At 30.6% G+C, this 21,849-nt stretch carries 20 protein-coding genes and 1 pseudogene; 15 read left to right on the top strand and 6 right to left on the bottom strand.

What is annotated here, in order from left to right; genetic code table 11:
* From QZV68_RS05950 to QZV68_RS05935, 4 genes are all read left to right on the top strand, one after another.
* Positions 1-349, top strand: a 349-nt coding sequence (locus QZV68_RS05950) for a hypothetical protein (protein WP_296879510.1), incomplete at its 5' end; no start/stop codon positions are given.
* Between the two features lie 142 nt (positions 350-491).
* Positions 492-1,361: a DUF2971 domain-containing protein gene (locus tag QZV68_RS05945; RefSeq protein WP_296879508.1), complete on the top strand. Its 870-nt coding sequence runs from the start codon at positions 492-494 to the stop codon at positions 1,359-1,361.
* Between the two features lie 9 nt (positions 1,362-1,370).
* Positions 1,371-2,195, top strand: coding sequence for a hypothetical protein (locus QZV68_RS05940; protein ID WP_296879506.1), 825 nt, complete (start codon positions 1,371-1,373; stop codon positions 2,193-2,195).
* Positions 2,196-2,329: 134 nt separating this feature from the next.
* Positions 2,330-2,536, top strand: a complete 207-nt coding sequence (locus tag QZV68_RS05935) for a hypothetical protein (protein ID WP_296879505.1) — start codon at positions 2,330-2,332, stop codon at positions 2,534-2,536.
* Positions 2,537-2,622: 86 nt separating this feature from the next.
* Here QZV68_RS05935 and QZV68_RS05930 read toward each other — a convergent pair whose 3' ends face one another.
* Complete coding sequence (locus QZV68_RS05930; protein ID WP_296879503.1) at positions 2,623-4,422, bottom strand: HIRAN domain-containing protein; 1,800 nt, start codon at positions 4,420-4,422, stop codon at positions 2,623-2,625.
* A 492-nt stretch (positions 4,423-4,914) separates the two neighbouring features.
* Here QZV68_RS05930 and QZV68_RS10255 point away from each other — a divergent pair.
* Together QZV68_RS10255 and QZV68_RS05915 are read left to right on the top strand one after the other, a co-directional pair.
* Positions 4,915-6,074, top strand: a pseudogene (locus QZV68_RS10255) (ATP-binding protein).
* Between the two features lie 791 nt (positions 6,075-6,865).
* Positions 6,866-7,708, top strand: a complete 843-nt coding sequence (locus tag QZV68_RS05915) for a DUF4422 domain-containing protein (RefSeq protein WP_296879499.1) — start codon at positions 6,866-6,868, stop codon at positions 7,706-7,708.
* A gap of 242 nt (positions 7,709-7,950) precedes the next feature.
* On the opposite strand, the gene QZV68_RS05910 is transcribed toward QZV68_RS05915, so the two are convergent.
* Both QZV68_RS05910 and QZV68_RS05905 read right to left on the bottom strand, forming a co-directional pair.
* Positions 7,951-9,036 carry a radical SAM protein gene (locus QZV68_RS05910; RefSeq protein ID WP_296879497.1) on the bottom strand — a complete coding sequence of 362 codons (1,086 nt, stop codon included), beginning with the start codon at positions 9,034-9,036 and terminating at the stop codon, positions 7,951-7,953.
* The gene (locus QZV68_RS05905) at positions 9,037-9,663 is read right to left on the bottom strand and encodes a TetR/AcrR family transcriptional regulator (RefSeq protein ID WP_296879495.1); all 627 of its coding nucleotides are present in this window, start codon (positions 9,661-9,663) and stop codon (positions 9,037-9,039) included.
* A gap of 248 nt (positions 9,664-9,911) precedes the next feature.
* Here QZV68_RS05905 and QZV68_RS05900 point away from each other — a divergent pair, with 248 nt between their 5' ends.
* Positions 9,912-10,139, top strand: coding sequence for a hypothetical protein (locus QZV68_RS05900; protein ID WP_296879494.1), 228 nt, complete (start codon positions 9,912-9,914; stop codon positions 10,137-10,139).
* 36 nt (positions 10,140-10,175) lie between these two features.
* Here QZV68_RS05900 and QZV68_RS05895 read toward each other — a convergent pair whose 3' ends face one another.
* Positions 10,176-11,456, bottom strand: a complete 1,281-nt coding sequence (locus tag QZV68_RS05895) for a hypothetical protein (protein WP_296879492.1) — start codon at positions 11,454-11,456, stop codon at positions 10,176-10,178.
* A gap of 428 nt (positions 11,457-11,884) precedes the next feature.
* Entirely contained in the window at positions 11,885-12,688 is an 804-nt protein-coding gene (locus QZV68_RS05890) for a DUF4013 domain-containing protein (RefSeq protein ID WP_296879490.1), read from the bottom strand.
* A gap of 151 nt (positions 12,689-12,839) precedes the next feature.
* Between QZV68_RS05890 and QZV68_RS05885 the strand changes: the two genes are divergently transcribed.
* The 7 genes from QZV68_RS05885 to QZV68_RS05855 all read left to right on the top strand — a co-directional run bounded on the left by QZV68_RS05885 (position 12,840) and on the right by QZV68_RS05855 (position 17,728).
* A complete protein-coding gene (locus tag QZV68_RS05885) occupies positions 12,840-14,141 on the top strand; it encodes a hypothetical protein (protein WP_296879488.1) in 1,302 nt (433 codons plus the stop codon).
* 227 nt (positions 14,142-14,368) lie between these two features.
* Positions 14,369-14,665 carry a DUF3795 domain-containing protein gene (locus QZV68_RS05880; protein WP_363137049.1) on the top strand — a complete coding sequence of 99 codons (297 nt, stop codon included), beginning with the start codon at positions 14,369-14,371 and terminating at the stop codon, positions 14,663-14,665.
* 14 nt (positions 14,666-14,679) lie between these two features.
* Positions 14,680-14,904 carry a hypothetical protein gene (locus QZV68_RS05875; RefSeq protein ID WP_296879486.1) on the top strand — a complete coding sequence of 75 codons (225 nt, stop codon included), beginning with the start codon at positions 14,680-14,682 and terminating at the stop codon, positions 14,902-14,904.
* A 4-nt stretch (positions 14,905-14,908) separates the two neighbouring features.
* A complete protein-coding gene (locus tag QZV68_RS05870; RefSeq protein ID WP_296879484.1) occupies positions 14,909-15,292 on the top strand; it encodes a putative zinc-binding protein in 384 nt (127 codons plus the stop codon).
* A gap of 198 nt (positions 15,293-15,490) precedes the next feature.
* Positions 15,491-16,018, top strand: coding sequence for a hypothetical protein (locus tag QZV68_RS05865; protein WP_296879482.1), 528 nt, complete (start codon positions 15,491-15,493; stop codon positions 16,016-16,018).
* A gap of 134 nt (positions 16,019-16,152) precedes the next feature.
* Entirely contained in the window at positions 16,153-17,193 is a 1,041-nt protein-coding gene (locus tag QZV68_RS05860) for an aldo/keto reductase (protein ID WP_296879480.1), read from the top strand.
* A 25-nt stretch (positions 17,194-17,218) separates the two neighbouring features.
* On the top strand, positions 17,219-17,728 hold the full coding sequence (locus tag QZV68_RS05855; protein WP_296879478.1) for a hypothetical protein: 510 nt from the start codon (positions 17,219-17,221) through the stop codon (positions 17,726-17,728).
* Here QZV68_RS05855 and cobQ read toward each other — a convergent pair.
* Positions 17,723-19,249: a cobyric acid synthase CobQ gene (cobQ, locus tag QZV68_RS05850; RefSeq protein ID WP_296879476.1), complete on the bottom strand. Its 1,527-nt coding sequence runs from the start codon at positions 19,247-19,249 to the stop codon at positions 17,723-17,725. The genes QZV68_RS05855 and cobQ overlap by 6 nt on opposite strands.
* Positions 19,250-19,928: 679 nt before the next feature.
* Between cobQ and lonB the strand changes: the two genes are divergently transcribed.
* A complete protein-coding gene (gene lonB, locus QZV68_RS05845) occupies positions 19,929-21,809 on the top strand; it encodes an ATP-dependent protease LonB (protein WP_296879513.1) in 1,881 nt (626 codons plus the stop codon).
* Positions 21,810-21,849: the final 40 nt, after the last annotated feature.

Raw genomic sequence — 21,849 nt, 5'->3', positions numbered from 1 at the left:
AAATGAAGTATGTGAAACTGATTTTAGCTTAAAAAAAATTAAAAATATTTATAAACACTCCCAAAATGGTGAAAAGAAAGGACTTAAAAGTTTAGGAGATATTGTTGAAGCTAACAAAATACCAATTAACAAAAAAGCTTTTAAAAACCTCGTCAAGCATTATAAAGAAACTCATGATGAGAGCATTTTTGATAAAGATATTTTTAAGGTATTGGATAAAATAATTGATATGGCAATCTTTAATCCACTTCCAATTAATACAAAACACTCCATGAGCAATGTAAGTGAATTGGGAGTATATCTTATGAATGGTAAAGATATTTATAAACGAGATAAATATGAATTATAACATCTTACTAGTGTTGTTATTTTTAAAATCGCTTTGATGAAGATATCCTTGGTGATGTAGATTTCAGATGAAAGTTACAGTAACCAAACACATTTTCAAAATAAAATTTTAAAAGACATCAAAACAAAATTATATTAAGGGAGTGAGCATTATTTTAGAAAACAATCTTAATCTACAATTAGATCAAATCTATTCAATCCTACAAGAAAGGGAAAAATATATTCCTAAAGAGTTATACCATTACCGTTCCATCTCCAAAGACGAAAACATCAAATGCAATAAACATGTTGATGCGTTAAAAAATGAGAAAATTTATTTAAGTAACCCTTATAACTTTAATGACCCATATGATTCTGCTTTTAGCATAGATATTGAAAAATTCAAGGAGGACATCAAAAAAATTTCAAAACAAAAGTTAAAAGAACAAATAATAGACAATAAAATTAGAGAAGCCGGTATCGACCCAAATTGTGTAAATAACAAAGAAATAATGTATAAAGACATAAATATTGATATGGGCATAATGGATGGCTTTTTAGATGAAAATCAACAATTTTTCTATGATTACTATGTTAAAAATAGAATAAAATTTAAAGTCAGTTGTTTAAGTGAAATTCATGATTCAATTTTAATGTGGTCTCATTATGCAAATCAGCATCAAGGGTTCTGTATTGGATATGACACATCTGAAATTGAAGAAAAAATCAAAAAACAGTTATTTCCTGTTTTCTATCATGAAACATTTTTCCCACTTATAAACGTTGACATATCTGATAAAAAATTAAATTTGCTGATTAAACATAAAGACTGGAGATATGAAAGAGAATGGAGATTAATATCTGATGAGAAGTTTTTACCTTTAAAACCTTCTAAAATATATTTAGGTGTTAAATTTAATGAGGAATATCTTGATTATTTCAAAGATATTGCTTGTGAAAAAAATTGTAAGTTATATAGAATGGAAATGAATTATTCAGAATATGCATTAAAAGCTAAAGAAATTAATTTATAGGAGAACACTATGTTCCAAACAGATTATAAAAAAATTGCAAGGAAATTACTCATAATTGCAGGAATATTGCTAGTATTGGCAATAATGCTATTACAAATAATTCCTAAAGATGACTCTTTATACGAATCTATCAAAACAATTGTAATTCCACTTTTAATAAACATTATCTCATCAATCATAATTATTTCATTGATAGATTTCAAAATAGAGGCTGCTGCTCAAAAAGAACTTGAAGAAAAAAGAAAATTTATATACGGTCAACTAATTATTCCAATAAATAAATTTGACGAATTTATACTGAATATGTATAAATCTACAGTAACTTATGATGAAATGAAAAGCTTAGAATACACTCTTGAAAATGTGCCAATGATGGTAAATAAAATTAAATTGATTGATACTAATAAGAAGAGTTATATTGGAAATTTAGTAACTACTAATAAGGAGAGTTATATCGGAAATATGGTAACCACACAGCTATGGAGGGAAACAATTGCAAGGCAACTAATGAGTTTTTTTGAAGATATTTCTAATTTCCATAGATATTATTCTTATTTTTTAACAAATGATTTAATTTGTGATTTCAATGGAATTCTAAAAATTTATAATGGAACTAATAATATATTAGGCCTCATGTTAAATAGTAATGCCAGATTTAAAATGGAAGATATAATAAAAATATTTAAACTAGAAAAATTAATTGAATCTTCATTTAAAATAAAAAATGAAATATCAAAATATTATGATGAAGATCCATTTAAAATTAATAATGAAAACCTATTAAGCGAGGATGTTTCACCTAGATTTGAAAGTGGGCTTACTGATAAGGAATAATAGTTTATTTATCATGTTTTTTTATTGATGGTTACTATAGCTAATATATAATTTATGATTTAGAGGGTAGCAAACAAAGGATGAACATGGTCAAAATATTAGATTTAAACAGTATTATAGGGAATTAACATCAGATGATAAATTCAGATGTAATAAATGATGTTTTTTTAGATGTTTTACTTCAGGATACTCCTCTAGAGGAGATTATAAAACATCCATGCATTTCAGTAGAAATAAAATATTACATGGGGAAAATAGCAATTATGGTAAAAAAGATTATACGATCAGGTTTTATGATTTTAGATTTTTTGCAGGGGTTAAGTACAAGAAATGATGATTAATCATTGAATAAATATAAGAAAACAATTTAACCTTAAAGAAAAAAAATTAACGAATTCCATATTAACAATATACATAAATTACTCGATTAAAAAATTATTCTAGCTATGGGGGTGTGTTTATCTATTAAAATAACTTCTGCTTGTTGTATATCATTTATTTTATCATAAACTCTTCCAGCACTCATTGTCCCTTTAACAACAGTATTTGTACTATTTGCAACATATCCTATTTTTTCATCATCTAATTTAACCGCAATGGCTTCAGCATCATAGTTATTGTCTGGTTCTTTTACAAGTGTTAATATGTTTCCAACATTGAGAGGATTATTTTTATTAAGTAGAATTGTAATAACAATACCTTCGAAATCTTTTTTTCCAGATTTGTTTTCAACATTATAGCTATTAGATTTTTTATTAGTTGTTGAATAGGTTGCTTTTGGAATATTTCTATAATCTATAACAGGAATATCTAAATAGTCTACGTCGGTAGAATCATAATAATCCTTAAATTTTAGCAATATAATGTAAAAAATCTTTTCATCAATAGCTCCTCCCCACCAACCTTCACACATGTGTTCTGCTCTTAAATATTCTGCTAAGCAAACTTTTAATTCATGAAAATTAGCTTTATCAACAATATATTTCCGCTCTTGTGCATAATCCTTGCCAAATGATTTACCACTATATTTATCTTCTATTTCTCTATAATGGCTGTGAACATAACGATCATGTATTAACGAACTTCCAACAATAAGATTAAAATATCGCATTTCTGCAGGATAATCCGGATATGGGGATCTGGAAGTATAGCAATCACTTTTTTTAGCATTTTCAAAAAATGGAAGGAATCTTATTATTTGTCTTATTTGTTCTTTAACAATGCCATTTTCGAAATTATTTAAAAAAGGATTCAAATCGGGAATTGTATTTATGAATTTCTTGAATGAAATTTTTTCTTTTGAATTGCCATCTATTATAGGGACTAATGCATCGAAATCTTCATCAATTTTATAATAACAACCTGCGATAATGCCAGTTATTGCTGTAGTTAATCCTAATTCATTTTCAAGATTAATCGCTTTGGAAATAGATTCATAAAATGAATTACTATTCAATGAGTAAATTACTGAATAAATCGTATTGACAAAACCATCTGTGGCATTGATGTCGTCAATTGTTAATTTAGAGAAGTTATTAAATAAAAATTCAAAATGATTAGGAAGATTTATACCATTACTCTTACAATCATTTTTTAATTCAGTTAATTGCATGTCAATTATATCAAACATGTTTTTGGATTCCACTACTTGATATCCATAATATAAACTTACAAATAACCAAAAAATTTTTGCAAAAATTATGTAACAATAAATTTCATCCTGTGAAATATCATTATTAATATAATTAGCCAAACAAAAAACGACTTTATCATGATACTTCAATAATGGAAAACCTTTAGATTTTTTAATTTTAATATTAATAGAATTAGTTAAAAAAGAAACAACTTTGTCAAGATAGTCCAATGAAAAATCTTTAGGTTTATTAAAGTTAATATTTTCATTTGAATAATCAAAGTCATGTTTAAACAAATTGAGGTATACAAATGGAAATATTTTTAAAACATTAAAAGTATCATCTGTATTTTCGATTAAGTGGGTGGGTGAAAAGATTCTCCCCATACTATCTAAATCAGTTAAATCATAATCAACATTATTATTTTCTAATTCACAAATAATATTTTTCATAATAGTTAAAAAATCAGAAGTATAATCAACATTTCCATTAAAATTAATATTATAAGTTAATTCAGCAAAAGTTAATCCGTAAAATGCATTTTTAAGAGAAGCCACTCTATCTTCAAATAAATTTTCTTCTAAAACTTCCATGAATTAAAACCTCTCACTTGATTATAGGATATATTGAATTTAATAGATAATTTATGCTTAATAGTATTAAAAATTAACTTAAATAATTAAAATAAATTTATCTTAAGTTTTTGAACTGAATCTTTTTTTTATACTTTCCAAATCGTTTATTGATATTTCTAAGTTTATAGTTAATAACCGTCTACAATCCATACATTAATTTTATTACTTATTTTATATAAAAAATATAATAAATAATATAATAAAAAATATGAAATGATTATTATGGGAATTACTGATTATATTGATATGCAACAAAGATTAATTTGATTTCTTTACTTTCAATATTTATATTTTTAATTTCATTGGTTTGAAATTTATTTCTAATTTTCATATTGATTTTCATTTAACTGAAAACAATATTGATTTTATTATTTACTTTTCATTATACTGAAAACTTTATATGATAGTTATGATAAATTAATAATTATAAAAAGAAGTGTGATTTTAATGATTATTCAAAGAAAAGATTATATTGATAAAATCAATCCCTTTATAAATAAACATATCATTAAAGTTTTAATAGGAACAAGACGTTCTGGAAAGTCAACCATATTAAAACAAATTATTTAATATTGTTTGGATCAACTTTGAATTAAGTGATTATTTTGAAATAGATAATATTAAAAAGCTTGAAGAGTTCATATCTCATAAAACTGAAAATATTGAAGGCAAAATTTATCTATTTTTTGATGAGATACAGGTTGTTCCCCAATGGGAAAAATTAATCAACTCTTACTTTGCAAAAGAAAATTATGACATATACCTTACTGGATCAAACTCAAAATTATTGTCTGGAGAATTTGCCACATATTTATCTGGCCGTTATGTCGAATTAAACATATATTCATTTTCTTTTAGGGAATATCTTGATTACTATGAAATTACTTCTGATTTTAAATCTCATTTTTATAGATATTTGGAAGATGGAGGCATGCCTTCAACATTTGACTATCGTGGCGATGATAAAAGATTAATTCTAATTGATTTATACAATTCTATTGTCCTTAAAGATATAATTCAAAGAAATAATGTTAAAAATGTCGACTTGTTGGAAGAGATTTGTAATGTATAACATTAGCCAGCCATTTTCCGCAAATAAAATTCATAAAAGACTAAAGCAGGATATGGTAAACTTATCTGTAAATACAATTTACAATTATCTGAAATTCTTTGAAAATGCATGCCTGATTTATCAGGTAAAGCGCGAAGATTTACAGGGTAAAAGAATATTAAAATATGATGAAAAATATTATCTATGTGATTTGGGTTTTAGACAGGCAATAATAGGAAACAATCAACGGGATATCACTCGTGTAATCGAAAATATTGTTTATTTGGAACTTTTAAGAAGAGGATATGAAATCACCATCGGCAAAGTTGATAGCCTGGAAGTGGATTTTGTATGCAAAAAACAAAACAAACTCATTTACATTCAAGTTTCTTATTTATTGGCAAGTGAAGAAACTGTTGAAAGAGAATTTAAACCATTAAAGAGTATTCAAGATAATTATCCAAAATACGTAATAACCATGGATGATGTGGATATGTCTCATGATGGAATAATTCATTTGAATTTAATTGATTTTTTAAGGGATAATGAAGTGATTTAACATCCTGGAAACCATACTCTTTTTAGGAAGTATGTCCTTTGTTGGGGAGTTTATCAACTCTGAGTTGATAAACTCATTTTGGTTTTTAAATAATTATTTTGAAGATAGATAATACTTGTTTTTATTAAAAGTAGTAGATAATTCACCTACTTTTCGAGCATTATTTGTTCGTATTCTATCAAACAAAAATCGAAAAAGTAGTAGATAATTTGAAGTGTATTATGCCAACAGCAACATGAAGCTGGTTAAAGAGAATCAAAAATAGCATAATCCTAATTCACCATTGCTGATTGGTGAGGTTGGGGACAGTAATGTGGTAAAAGAAATTAGAGAACCTAGCTATCAAATAATAACCCGTTCTGACATTAAGAAACTAATTTATGAATTTTTTAGAATAACCTTTAAATCAAAGATGTTTTTATCATTCCATTGGCTACTTCTTTTTCTATTAAGAATGGTTCTTTGAATATTCTGAATGTTTCTTCAACACTTCAAATCTTGATGTTAAATTCATAGATTGAGGAAAACTCCTCATTTTTTGGGTGAAAATGATGTGCTCGAAAAGTTTTTTTAATGGGAAATATAAAAGAGTTAATAGGGTTAAATGAGAATTATACTGTATTTAAATTTAAGGTTTTATCATTAAATATTCAAAACTTTAATTTAATTCTAATTGAATTAGTGAATAATAAAATAAGATAATTGGTGTCAAATTTTATTTAAAAAAATTCTATTATTAAATACAATTTAAATATTTTTTTTTTAAATATTATTATGAGAGCTGTTGAAATATGGTTGATGTAAAAATTTATGTGATGACTCACAAAGAATATAATCTTTTAGACAATAACCTTTACACGCCCTTATTTGTGGGTGCTGAAGGCAAAGAAGAAACATTCGGATATCTAAGAGATGATGTAGGGGTCAATATTTCCTCAAAAAATAACGCTTATTCAGAAAACACAGGATTATATTGGGTTTGGAAAAATTCAACAGCCGAAATCATAGGATTAAATCACTATAAACGATATTTTAAAAAAGGGTTTCTAGGATTTGGAGATTATCTTGATAAAGAAACTATCATTAAAGATTTACAAAATTATGACATAATATTGAATAAGCGTAAGCAAGCCATTAGAAACTGGGATTTATTTCAAAATTTTTTATCTGAACAGGATTTGATGATTTCCTATGAAGTGATTAAGGAAAAATATCCCGAATATTATGATGATTATGTTAAGATATTAAATGACAGGTACTTATATCCTTACTGTATGTTCGTAGCTAGAAAGGAGCTTGTTGATGAATATTGTTTATGGTTATTCCTATTGTTGCAAACATTAGAAGATAATCTGGATGTGACAGACAGAAAAATTGGTTATTTTGCAGAACTTGCCCTGGCTCTTTATGCTATTCACAATAAATTAAAAATTAAAAGCTATGACATTGAATTTAAAAATTTAGAGATAGGCTTTTACACGGATATTGACTTTCCTCTATTTAAAACACAGCAAAAACATCCAATTAGCCTTTCGCCATTGGAAAATTTAGCTAGTAAATCCCATGTGATATCAGGGGGTATGCTCTTGATATTAAAATTATCTGATTGCATAAAAAATTTGTTTACAAGGTAAAATGCCAAATACATTTACTTAATTTTTGATGAAAAATTAACAAAAAAAGAAAAATATAATATGTATTATTTCTTCGCATTCTATCAAACAAAAATCAAAAAAGAGCAGATAATTTCTATACTGTTATATCAACAGTAGCATGAAGCTGGTTAAAAAGAACCAAAGTTGCACAATCCGGATTCACCATGCGGACTGGCGGGCATCACACAATAATTGTGTAAACTGCACAATATAAATAATATTCATCTGTTCAAAATCCTTTCAACTTCATCCTTATGCTCAAACAACACACAGCCACCTTCATGATCATCCATCAGAATGCCTCCATCCCTTAGAGTCTTAAACAAGTTTGAATTCAAAGCTTCAATAAGGGATGCATCCTTGACATTAACATCTGAATATGGTGAAGCGGGGCATGGTTCAGCACCTCCATGTGAGTTAATATGGAAAAATCCTCTACCTGCTGCAAGACAACCTCCGGATGTCTTTTCATCTCCTGGGAATGATAGAAATATCATATCAGGATATTCCCGACGCAAGCGATTAATCTCATATAATAACAATTCCCTCTCATCATCACTAGGGGCCAAATCTACAGTATCTGCATTAACAGGAACATATTCAATGAAAAATAATACTTTGCAGCCTAAATCATGCAATTGACTAATATATTCATTTGAAAGTATGTCTGACAAATTCCCTTTTGTAAATGTAAGTGAAGCCCCAAAGATTATATTATTTTTTCTCATATATTCCATCGAGTCAATCAGTTGCCTATAAACGCCTTTTCCTCTTCTCAAATCTGTTACATCCTCATTTCCTTCTATTGATAAGACTGGAACCAGATTTCTATTTTTATCTAACAAATCATAATACTCTTTATCCAACATGGTGCCATTGGTAAAAATAGGAAACAGAATTTCATGATATCTGCTTGCTTTTAGTATCACATCTCTTCTAAGCATTGGTTCACCACCGGCAAGAACAATGAAACTTATTCCAAGTTCCTTTGCCTGCTTGAATATGTCTTCCCATTCATCATCAGTAAGCTGGTTTTGCGGCTTGTCATCATTGCATGCATCATGTGCACGTGAATAGCATCCTGTACAGTGCAGGTTGCAACTGCTTGTAATGCTCGCTATCAAAAAAGCAGGAATATTTTTACCTTTTTTATCATACTTTTGTCTGATTTTAGTGGCTTTTTTAGCATGTTTGGAAAATTTAAGCAAAAACAAGCTTTCCTTGGGATTTTTTAGTGTTGCACGCATTGCATCCTTCATGATGATTTCAACACCTTCTGCAAGATAATCCTGGATATCAAAGTCCATTTAATTCACCTTCACACTATCAAGCAGGAAATTAGCATGCTCTTCTGCTTGGTTAAAGAAATCCTCCAGAGAACTTTGGGGAATATCCTCATATTCCACACAGATTTCCAAAATCAGATAAATCGGAAAACTGTAATACTCCTTCGCCAATAGTTTTGGATTGCATTCCTGGCGAATTATGTGATTTTCTTTTAAAATAGTGAAAAATCCCTCCCAGAACATCATTGGCTTGGTAAGAATCTCATCCTGGAAAAATTTCCTGATTACATCATTATGGTGCATCTGAATGAATAGCAGTTTCCAGATTTTAAGGTTCTTTTCCTGTGAAAACATTTCTTTTATGGCTTCGGAACCTTTATGATAAAATTTTTCCGGATTTTGAAGCAGTATTTCATTGTTTGCATTCAAATCCAAATCTTTACTATTGAGCAACTCATCATATTCAAAAAGATTGGTCAAGTAGTCAAATATATCCATAAGTATTGCTTCTTTGGATGAGTAATGACTATATATTGAACTTTTTTTAATTCCCACTTCTTCAGCAATTTCTCTAAGGGAAACTGAATCATATCCTTTCTTTGAAAATAAATCAAGAGCTACATCAAAAATCTTTTCTTTAGTATTCATATTTCCTACCTACCGTTCGTTAGGTATATTATATGGATTATGGTATATAAATGTAATCACCATATTCCAGTTAAAAAATCAAATCCAAAACGGCACTAGCTGATGTTAAAGTCAATAAATTAAATTAAAGCAAAAAAGTAGGCCTTGATGGTATGGGGGAAGAATTTGATGGCATATTTGTTCGTATTGTATAGAACAAATTCACTAAAAGTAGTAGATAATTTAAGGAGTGTCACACCAATGCAAACATGGATCTGGTCAAAAAGAATCAAAAATTGCATAATGGGGATTTGCCATTGATAATCAGTGATGTTAAAGATGATGATGTTGTAAAAGAAGTTAGGGAACCTAGCTATATCAAAGTTCGTGAAAAGTTCTACATATTTCATGTGTTTTTCAATCCGACAGTCTCTGCAGAACTTTGCATAATCATTGTTCTGGGCACAGCATTTAGGACAAAATTTCACATCAACTAAAAAATAAGATTAAGGGAAGGATCCCTTAATAAAAAATCATCCTCGAACAAAGAAATACATACCGTTATGGGAATGGCTGGTTTTACTGCCACATGCTGTACATCTATAGTACACAGTCAACTTGATTTTTTTGGAAGAAGGCTGGTAAGCCTTGGATGCCGGAATGAATTTCACAGTAAATGTTTTAGTTACGACTCTCTTAAAGTAGACTAAAGTTAAATATTGTCCATCAAAATTCCAGTCGCTGTCAGGATAATAGAATTTGGCTTTTCCATTTTTGAGAGGAACGGTATCAATAATTTTGATTTTACCTTTTTGGACATATTTTCCGTTGCTTGCTTTTACTTTAACGTAAAACGGTACAGCTTTTGTGGTACGATACTTTTTCTGGTTACCGACAATTATTGCAGTCCTATATGATTTTTTGACAATTGCTAGAGCATAGACCTTTTTGGTAATGTAGTTGGTTGACTTGAATGTTGCACGGTATTTGAATTTCCCTGCCTTATTCATTTTAACCAGTTTGGTAGCTAATCCGTTTTTGACTTTAACATTGTAGTTTTTGCCGTTTATTGTAAATGTGACGGTACCTTCATTAATGTTTTTACCTGCTCTTTTAACAATTGCTTTAAGTTTTATGTATCTTCCCTGATAGTTTTTAACACCGTAGGCTTTCATAGATACTGAAATTTTCTTAGGAGTTAATATTGCTATAGCCATGCCTGTTAAATCACTGTCATCATTAAATGCAATTAGGGCGTACCTTCCAGGTGCAAGTCCTTTTGCAGGGATGGTATAGGAATAAACGGCACTTTGCCTGTCAGAAGCATCATCAGAAGCAAATAATTTAGATTTGGAAATCAACTTTTCTGGGTTGCCTTTACTATCAATTTTGAATATGCCCATATAGAAATTATAGCAGTTATACTTTGTATTTTTACATGGGTCGATGGTAAATTTTATTTTTGCCCCGTTCACCGCAGCAAATGAATAAGTTGTTTGGGTGAAATTAATCTTGTAGAGGTTAGCTGGAGTAGAACTTGCTGAAAGAACCTCTGAAGATTCTTCTACAGCCAATGCTGTATCGTTCTGTGGACTGGCCAACTTATCTTCACTTTTAACATCTGTTTTTATTTCATTAATTACGTCGTCAGTCTCATTGCTTGTATCGTCATTAATAACAGCAACTACATCATCAGAAACTGCATCATCAATTGCCATTGCATCGGTGACATTGTCAGCAGCACTTACTGTCGATATAGCACAGATACTTACTGTCAATAATAACAGTATCATATAAATCTTTTTGTTTAACATAATTTTCCCCTTAAATTAATTAATTTATAAAGAAACAATTCTCTATACTTAATATTATCATATTGTTGTTATATAAAATTTACAGATTTGGAAAAAATACCTTCCTTTTTTTTAACATTTTAGAAAATATCCTATTAATTTTAATTTAATTTAGAAATTATTAAATATTGTTCAATTTTGGACTTGGTTTTTTATCAGGGCGGGCAGATTAGATAGTCCTCAATTATACAAAAAATTAATTTGGGCGGAATCATCGATTATTATTATAATATCGTCCCTAAGAGACATGAATAATTTAGAATCTGGTGTATCGTTAGAACTGGGGGTTTTCTATGAAAATATTCAAAACAAAAAATAAGTTTGGCTAACTATGGTGGGTGATATTTATACAATTAAGTCAATAAAAAGAAAAGAAAAATGGTTTAATATTATGCATCTGCATACAGTAAACCAATAGCTCTGTATATAAACAGCAATACAAAAGGCACTCCGATAAACATGCCTATGAAAACACCAATATATGGAATCAATCCAATTAGTCCGATGACACATGTCAAAATAAATGCTATTATATAAATAACAATCAATGTGACTATGATCTTTAATAATCCTACTTTTGACATGTCTTTTAGTATTTCTCTGAATCTCAGACCTTCGGTTCCGCTTTCGGATTTTGCAAATCTGACCAGTCCTGTAAATGCCATCAATGAAAATATAATAAATAATATGATTGCAACAATTAAAGTAACGGTTAGTGCATTGTTGAATGTGTTCATTGTTGATTGAGGAACTGCTGCCATTATTGTGGTCAAATTGCTTGTATTATTGGCCATAGCATCAATGCTGATATATACGATTTTAGTGAATGAAGTAAACAGTCCGCTTGCGGAAGCGACAAGTATGACTATGATTGCAGGTATAAGGAAATAGATTATATCTAAAATCAATGCTTTAACGCCCAGGACAAACTGTTTTACATAATCAAAATCAGGAAGGGTATCATCACCAGTAGTTCCACCTTTAATGACCTCAACGGAGTATCCTAAAACTACAAATAAAACGATTAAAGTCACAAGACTTAAAATGATGGATACAGTTCCATTCTTAACACCATATGATGGAAGAACTGTTGATAAGCTCATTAGAATAATTAAAACACAGAATATTAAAAATTTTCGGGTATCTCTAATAGGATATTTAATAGCATCCATTATAATTTCACGTAAATTCATATTTATCACATTGCTAACTGCTTTTATAGATATATATTTTTAGATAATAGTATTTAAAATTTAAAGTATGGATTGGCATTATTGTCCAATTTAATTGCATAATATTAATATATAGGAATAATATAAGTATAATTATATATAGGGGCATAATATGAACAAAAAAATTGTTACATTAATTCTTGTTATATTAATTTCCTTTTGTTTTGTAAGCAATGTCGTAGCGGACAGTGTCTCACATGATAATAACAACACTCAAGATCATGTCAAAACAATCGATAACGACAAAAAGGTCGATAAAGAGAAAAATGTTGATAAAGACAAAAAGGTCGATAAAAATAAGAAAACTGACAAGAATAAGACAACAACGAATAAAAATAAAACGAATGATAAATCCAAAAAGAACTACATTTTAGCTTTGGGAAGTGGAAATGACATTATGTTTAGTGATGGGTTTAGAGGATTTGTTATTGACCATTCAAAACCTCCTGCAAAATCGGGAGATGAGTTCCAACGTGTCTCTACATCACATGCCGGCAATTCAAATAAACTGAAGCTAGACATAATCGAAAGTTATATTGATGATTCGGCAGACCAGATTGAATCAAAAGTAAACAAATCTTCCAATGTTAAAGCCGGTGAAGCGTTTGCAGCATCACACCAAACAGTAGGCGACCATGAAGTCGTTAAAATAAACAACCATACTGAAGCTGTTTTTGATTTTGAAGTTTTAAAATCAGTATCTGGTAATGTATCAGATTATTTTGCATATAAAGTATCATTTAGAACAATCAATGTTGAAAAAAATATAAATCAAACCAATAATTTAACTAATGTAACAAATACAACAAACGTTACTAATAAAACCAATGTTACTAATATAACTCAGCCGGTCAATAATCAAACAAATGCTTCATTCCTAAAGGGATTATATGATTATTTGGCTGCTCTTGCTAATGCGCTCTATGGTGCCTGGAAACCTATTGTAAACACTTTAATAAATGATTTTGTAATGATTATCAATGCTCTGGAAGGGCTGGCGAAGCTGTTTGAACAAGTTATGATGGAAATTCAGTCTTTTATGGATGCACTTGGAAAACTTTTAAAGTTGTTACAGGAATTGTGGAAAGAACTTGATGGGCTTTTAAAATTATTAGCTATTCTCTTGGATGCTATTCAACAGCTTTTAGACTTGATTCAAGCCATAATAGATTTCATTATAAATCTTATCAATGCAATTATCGCATTTATAATGGAACTTTTAGAATGGCTGTTTGCCTTAATACAGTTCCTTATTGATTTAATCTATCAAATCATAGCTTTAATTAAAGCGATTTTAGCATTCTTAGCATCAGTCGGCAGTTTCCTGATTAATGTCATCGAAAGTGCAGTAATTATAATAACCACATTCGTGATTATTACTATCGGAGCATTTGTTTACAACAGAATAAGATAATCTTCATCTTATTTCTTTCTTTTTTCATGTATTAAGAATATTTGAATTGATATGATGTCTAAAATAATGAAATTAATTTAAATTGCAAAACATAATATGTAATTAACGGGAATAGTCTAATTTAGGATACGTATTTTGGGAATTTTTTTCATAGATAAAAGATGGATTTTGAAGGAATTTCCAAAACTGATAATAATGGAGTCTTGAGGTATGGATGAAAAACATTTATAAGATCAGATTCGCTGTTCTCTCTATGTGGTCTCAATTGTAGCTTGTGCCCCTTGTTTGTTAGGAAAAGCTGTCCTGGATGTCAGAAAGGCAGTCATTGTGCTTCTGTTTGTCAATTTGTTCCATGCAGTCTGGAACATGGTGGTGTTAGCTACTGTTTTGAATGTGATGAGTATCCATGTGATAAGTATGATGGTGTTGACGAGGAAGATTCCTTGATTTCCCATTTGAATCAATTAAAAGACATGCATAAGGCTAAAGAATCGGAATTAAAAGATATCATGAGGAACAGTTAATCAAGATTGAAATTTTGAACAGATTTCTGAATAGTTATGACAACGGCCATAGGGATGTATTCTTCTGTTTGGCGGTAAATCTGATGGAAATTGGTGATTTAAACAATGTATTAAAGCAGGCTGATGAAATATGTGGAAATATGGATTTGTCTGAAAAATCTGATAGTGCAAAACGATTATTGAATGATTGTGCTTCAAAAAGAGGAATAACTTTAAAGCTAAGAAAGGGAAGTTGGTGATGTTATGGTGGAAAAAATTGCATTAGCTCCATGCAACGGCATGAGTCCAAATGGTTTGGTGTCCCGTGTAGCTGTTGGGGACTGCAGAAGCGAAAATGAAAAGGTAATATCAATCTGTATGGGTTCAACTTCAGCAGATGTTGAAGGTAAAAATAATGAAATGCTTAAAAAATTTCCCATTGTTGCAGTTAATGGCTGTCCGAATGCTTGTGTTAACAAAATCTTAAAAAATAAAGGGATTGATGTAGCTGAAAGCATTGCAGTTAATGAAATTTTGGATAACTTTGAAGTATCTGCAAAGGACCCCTTCAGATTGGATAGTGAAGCTGAGGAATGCGTAAATATAATTAGGGAAGAATTGAATAAAACTGTTAATGAAATTTTGTGATGTATTGGGGTAAATTATTAAATAATTTAAATTTTATTTGATTTGGCGTATTTGACAAGCTGTAACTGTTTGAAAGATATTTTTCTAGCTGTTTTTCTTTAAAATCAGCCAAACTCTTTTCTGCTATTTTTAATTGTTTTTCTATTTCAATCAAAAAATTTATTAATTATTTTATATAAATCATTCTATGTCTAATATATGAAAAAAGATGATATTATGAGTTTAAATGAACAAAAAGAAAAAATTTCTGTCAAACTTGATGAAAGAAAAGTTAAATTAGAAGAAAAAAAAGCGCAGGCTAAAATCAATCGTGAAGAAAGAAAATTAAAAAGAAAAGAAGCAAAAGTTGATAAAAAAATTGCTTCACACATTGAAAAAGCTATTAATAAAATGTATAATGCTGAAGATGATGCAGATAAGGATATAATTAAATTATTGGATGCTGCCGATTCTGAAATTGAAGCTGGTGAAAAACCTATTGAATTCATTTTATTTAAAGCAGATAACAAATTGGAAGAAATATTATTAAACACTCTATTAAAACTGCAAAAAATTAAAAATGAATTAATTAAAAATCTAGAAAAAGATATGGAAAAAGTAATGGAATTGGCATCCATTGAAGAAGACCTTTCAGTTTTTAAAGGTGAAATGGATGAAGTTTCAACTCTTTTAGATGAAAGAATTGAAATAGAAAAAGAAACCTTAAACATAAAATCCGGAGAATAATTAATTTTTAGCTATCATTGGAATTTTATTTCAATGATTTTTTCATTTTTTTTATAATACTTGTTTATTTTTTATATTTTTTTAATTCGTGAGTATGTGCCGCAATTTTTTAAGTTACCAAAAAAGGTGTGAATATGGAATATGTTAAACTTGGAAATTCAGATTTGAATGTTAGTCGTGTATGCATGGGTTGTATGGGATTTGGAGACCCTGCAAATGGGATGCACACATGGACATTGCCTGAAGCCGAATCTCTTGAAATCATTAAAAATGGTTTGGATAATGGCATTAATTTCTATGATACTGCTATTGGTTATCAGAATGGAACTTCAGAGCAATATGTTGGAAAGGCCATTAGGGAATATGCTACAAGAGAAGACGTAGTCGTTGCAACCAAGTTTTTGCCACGTTCGGAAGATGAAATTAAAAATAACGTCACAGGACAGCAGCACATTCACAATTTTGTCAATAAAAGCCTTGAAAATTTAGGTCTTGACTACATTGATTTGTATATTTACCATATGTGGGACTATAACACATCATTATATGACATTTTGGAAGGTTTAAACGAAGTAATTGAGGAAGGAAAAGTAAAATACATTGGCATATCTAACTGTTTTGCATGGCAGCTTGCAAAAGCAAATGCACTTGCTGAAAGTGAAGGATTTTCTAAATTCGTTTCAGTTCAGGGCCATTACAATCTGATTTTTAGAGAAGAGGAACGTGAAATGATTCCATTATGCCGAACTGATAATATTGCAACAACCCCCTACAGTGCACTTGCATCAGGAAGGTTATCTAGAATGCCGGGTCAGGAATCTAAAAGGCTGAAAGAAGATTTTTATGCTGATTTAAAATACAAATCCACTGAAGAAAAAGATTTTGAAATTATTAAAAGGGTTAATGAGCTAGCTAATGAATTGGATGTGTCAATGACAGAAGTATCTCTTGCATGGTTGCTTACAAAAGTCACTTCTCCGGTTTTTGGCTCAACAAAGCTTCATCATGTTGAAGGTGCAGTCAATTGCGTTGATTTGAAATTGTCCCGCGATGACATTGGCTATTTGGAGGAGCCTTATGTGGCTCATGACCTTGTTGGGGTAATGGCTGACAATAAGGTGTCTGCTAGTGATAATGAGAAAGTTTGGGCAAAGCATACTAAAGATAAGATTTAAATATTCTCATTTTTAAGATGATAAAATGGATAAAAAAACAGCTTTTGCTATTGGTTTTTTCTTGTTATCCTTAATTATTCTTTTCATGGCCTATGAAGGTGCTCCTGAAAAGGTTGCCGGACCAAAGTTCCAGACTCCCGCACCTAAAACTCTAGAAATTGGAGGGATAAATTTTACGTTTGCCGTTGGATATTTTGAGGATAATGCATCACAAGAAATTAATCTTCCGGATAAAGTTTCTGTGCATGTTCTTAACAAATCTCAAAAATCGTTTAAACAAAACGAGATATTGCTGTTGGATATTGCCGTATTTAAATTGGATGGCGGTATTGATTTAAATGATTTGAATGATGGAACATATGAAAACAAGTCCATCAATGGAGTTGAAGGCATTTTTAAGAGTGATGAGGCTACAACCTCTGCCGGTTTGGTTAAAAATTCCCATCCGAGATATTACTTTAATTATTTGAAAGGTGATAAATTGGTAATGATTCAGTGTGACAATTTAAGGACTATTGAGGAAATGCTTTCATGAAAACAGCAGTTCGTCAATGATGTCCATGTCCAAATGTTCTTCAACAATTTCAGCCAATCTGTTTAGGGAATAGTCCTTTTGAGTTTCATAAGGGTCTTCACCGTATTTTGCTTCAAGGCCTTTTTTAACACGAATATAATTCAAAAATTCTCTTCTGAAGTTATAGTTGTGGAATATGCCATGGAAGTATGTTGCAAATGCATTTTGGTTTGAAGCTCCATCGAGTTTGCCATCTTCATTGTTTCCCTGTCCTTTTTTGATGTTCAACAGGGCGTTAGAGGATAACAGTTCTGTTGTACCTTCATGTATTTCATACCCTGTAACTTCCTCTCCGACTATATTTTTGAATATTTCGCCTGCAAGACCATCCAGATTATCTGGAATTGTGGCGGTTGATTGTGTAACTATTTTTCCGGCTCTTGAGAAACTTGATTCGATATCCAGCAATCCCAAACCTTTTATGGTTCCATGTTTGGATTCACGTTTATCTTCATCATGGATGACATTTCCTAGAATCTGCAATCCTCCGCAGATTCCAATGATTGGTATTTCATCTGATTTTTCAATAATCTTATCGGCAAGTCCGCTTTCCCTCAGTGCAAACATGTCTTCTGTTGAGTTACGTGTTCCGGGAATTAAAATTGCATCTACATCTCCAATATCATCATTAACGCCAATCATTTTAAGCGCCACGTCATCTTCGTATTCAAATGGATCTATATCTGTAAAATTAGCTATTTTAGGCAGTCTGATTACTCCGATGGTAATGTCTTTGTCTTCTGCAAAGTCATGTGTGGTTAGTGATGCGGAGTCTTCTTCCGGCAATTTCAATGTTTCGTCATAGGGAAGAACTCCCAGGACTGGTTCTCCGGTTATTTCTTCAATCCTGTCAAGACCGGGTTTTAAAATGTCGAGATTTCCTCTGAACTTGTTGATTACTGTTGCTTTCAGACGTGACCTGTCATAGTCATCAAGCAGGACGTAGGTTCCAGCAATGGCTGCAAAAACTCCTCCCATTTCAATATCTGCTATTAGGATAACATTTGCATCAGCCATATGGGCTATTTCCATATTTGCTATGTCCTGATCTCGCATATTGATTTCGGCAGGCGAACCTGCTCCTTCAATAACTATGATGTCATATTTATCTGACAGAATCTTGAAACTTTCTTTCATGGCATTAAAAGCTCTATCATGGTATTTGTGCTGGTAATCATAGAAATTCATATCTCCAATGGATTTTCCTTGAATAATTACATTGGATGTAAAGTCTCCTTTTGGTTTAAGTAGGACCGGATTCATATGTATGCTTGGTTCAATCATTGCAGCTTCAGCCTGCAGCATTTGTGCAATTCCAATCTCGCCGTTTTCCTTTGTGGTGTATGAGTTTAAAGACATATTTTGGGATTTGAAAGGAGCAACATTGTATCCCCTATTTTTGTATATTCTACATAAAGCAGCTACAAGCATGCTTTTGCCCGCATTTGATGATGTTCCCTGAACCATGATACATTTTGTCATGTAAAAATATATTGTGTTAATATTATAAATAATTTTAAATTTAAAAAAAGTATAATTTCATTTGATTTTTTTAATCTTATTTGAAAGATGTGTTTTGGACAGTATATTCTCAAAATGTATTATTTTATTTATCAGGGGGTTTAAATACGTCTGACTATGAAATAATTGATAACTTTTTGGGAATATTTTTTTTAAACACATCAATCAAACTCGATTAACAAGAATATATCATCGAATAAATTCTCGTAATAATAATTATTTTTAATTATATTATATATTTATTGCTTTTTATCATTCTTTTTGATTAATTTTTTTGTTATTTATATTAAATATAATTTATAATCTATTTAATTATTTTTTCATCATATGATAATGATAATGATATGAAATTGAAATATGTTCGATTTTTGTTGAAGTTGAATTTTTGTTTTTCATGCAGTCTTGTATTGGCCGTATTATTTTACTAACCTTTATTTACTAAAATAGAAAACTTTTTATATACTTAATAAACAATATTTAAATAGTATTGTAAACTTAATTTTTTAATGATGAATTTATTGATAGAAGTGAGGTTAGTTTTATGAAATTTGAAGAACAAGAATCAATTGAAGATTCTTCTAATGATGTAATAGATGAAAGCGAAGTAAAAGAATCAACCTCTAGCGAAGAAACTAAACCTATGTTGGATTATGATAATATAAAAAGCTCAAAGGATATTGATGTTCCACCTTTATTAATTGACCAAGTTATTGGGCATGAAGAATCCATCGAAACAATTAAAAAAGCAGCTAAACAAAGGAGAAATGTTTTATTAATTGGGGATCCTGGTGTTGGAAAATCCATGCTTGCTAAGGGAATGGCACAGATTTTACCTCATGAAACTTTACAGGATATTTTGGTATATCCGAATATGGAGGACAATAACCATCCTTTAATCAGAACAGTGCCTGCAGGTGAAGGTAAAAAAATTGTAAAGGCAACTAAAGGGTCAGTTAAAGGACATGAAGAGAGAAAAACCATAATTACAATGTTCGCCATCGGTGGAGTTTTGGTTATTGGATTTATGTACGGCAGATTATTGGAGTCTATTATTGCTGCTGCATTAATTTTACTTATTTCAATTCAGATTAAACCTAAAAACAATACAATGTCTCCTAAATTACTGGTCAATAATGAAGAGTCCAGATTTGCACCGTTCATGGATGCGACAGGTGCTCATGCAGGAGCATTATTGGGAGATGTTCGCCACGACCCATATCAATCAGGAGGTCTTGGAACTCCAGCACATGAGCGTGTAGAGGCTGGAATGATTCACAAAGCTAACAGGGGAGTTTTATACATTGACGAAATAGGTACAATGTCAATGAAAACTCAACAGGAGCTTTTATCTGCAATGCAGGAAAAGCAATATTCCATTACCGGTCAAAGCGAAAACTCAAGTGGTGCAATGGTAAGATCACAGGCCGCACCATGTGACTTTGTTCTTGTTGCATCCGGTAACCTACAGGTTCTTGAAGGAATGCATATTGCAATGAGGTCAAGAATAAGAGGATACGGATATGAAGTGTTCATGAAGGATTACATGGAAGATACCACTGAAAACAGAGAAAAACTGGTTCAGTTTGTTGCTCAGGAAGTTAAAAATGATGGAAGAATTCCTCACTTTACTCCAGATGCACTTGATGAAATCATTATGGAAGCAAAAAGAAGGTCAGGTAAACAAAACGCTTTAACCTTAAGATTAAGGGATCTTGGTGGTTTGGTAAGATCTGCTGGAGATGTGGCAATTGAAAAAGGCGATGAACTTGTAACTGCTGAACATGTATTTGAAGCTAAGAAATTTGCCAGAACTTTAGAACAGCAAATTGCAGACAGGTCAATATTGCAAAGAAAAGATTACAGTATGGTTTCTGCTGAAGGAGGAAGGGTAGGTCTTGTAAATGGACTTGCCGTAATTGGTGATAGGAGCGGAATCGTTTCACCAATTGCTGCTGAAGCAGCGCCGACACAATCTAAAAGCGGTGGTCAAATTATCGCTACCGGTAAATTAGGTGAAATAGCTCAGGAATCTGTACAGAATGTAAGTGCATTAATTAAAAAATACACTAACAAAGACATTTCTGACTATGATATTCACGTTCAATTCATACAGACTTATGATGGTGTGGAAGGTGACTCTGCAAGTGTAAGTATTGCAACAGCGGTCATTTCTGCAGTTGAGGAAATTCCAATAGACCAGACTGTAGCATTAACAGGTTCACTTAATGTACGCGGAGATGTAATGCCTATTGGTGGTGCAACAGCTAAAATCGAAGCTGCTGCTGAAGCCGGAATGAAAAAGGTATTGATTCCTAAATCCAACTTGAAAGATGTTATGATCGAGAAAAAATATGAGGATATGATTGAAATCATCCCGACTGAAACTTTGAGTGATGTTTTGGAAAACATTTTAATTAGTGGTTCTAAAAAAGACTCATTAATTGAAAAAATGAAGAATATCGGTTCCAAAGTCGCTGAAAAAGTTCCACAGACAAATATTAAAAATCCAACTACAAACTAAGTTGGATTATTCTTTTTCTATTTTTTATACAAATTTTTAT

Source organism: uncultured Methanobrevibacter sp. (assembly GCF_902801725.1).
GTDB lineage: Archaea > Methanobacteriota > Methanobacteria > Methanobacteriales > Methanobacteriaceae > Methanocatella.
Note: the sequence above shows the minus strand (reverse complement) of the source record. Positions and strands in the feature narration are given on the sequence as shown.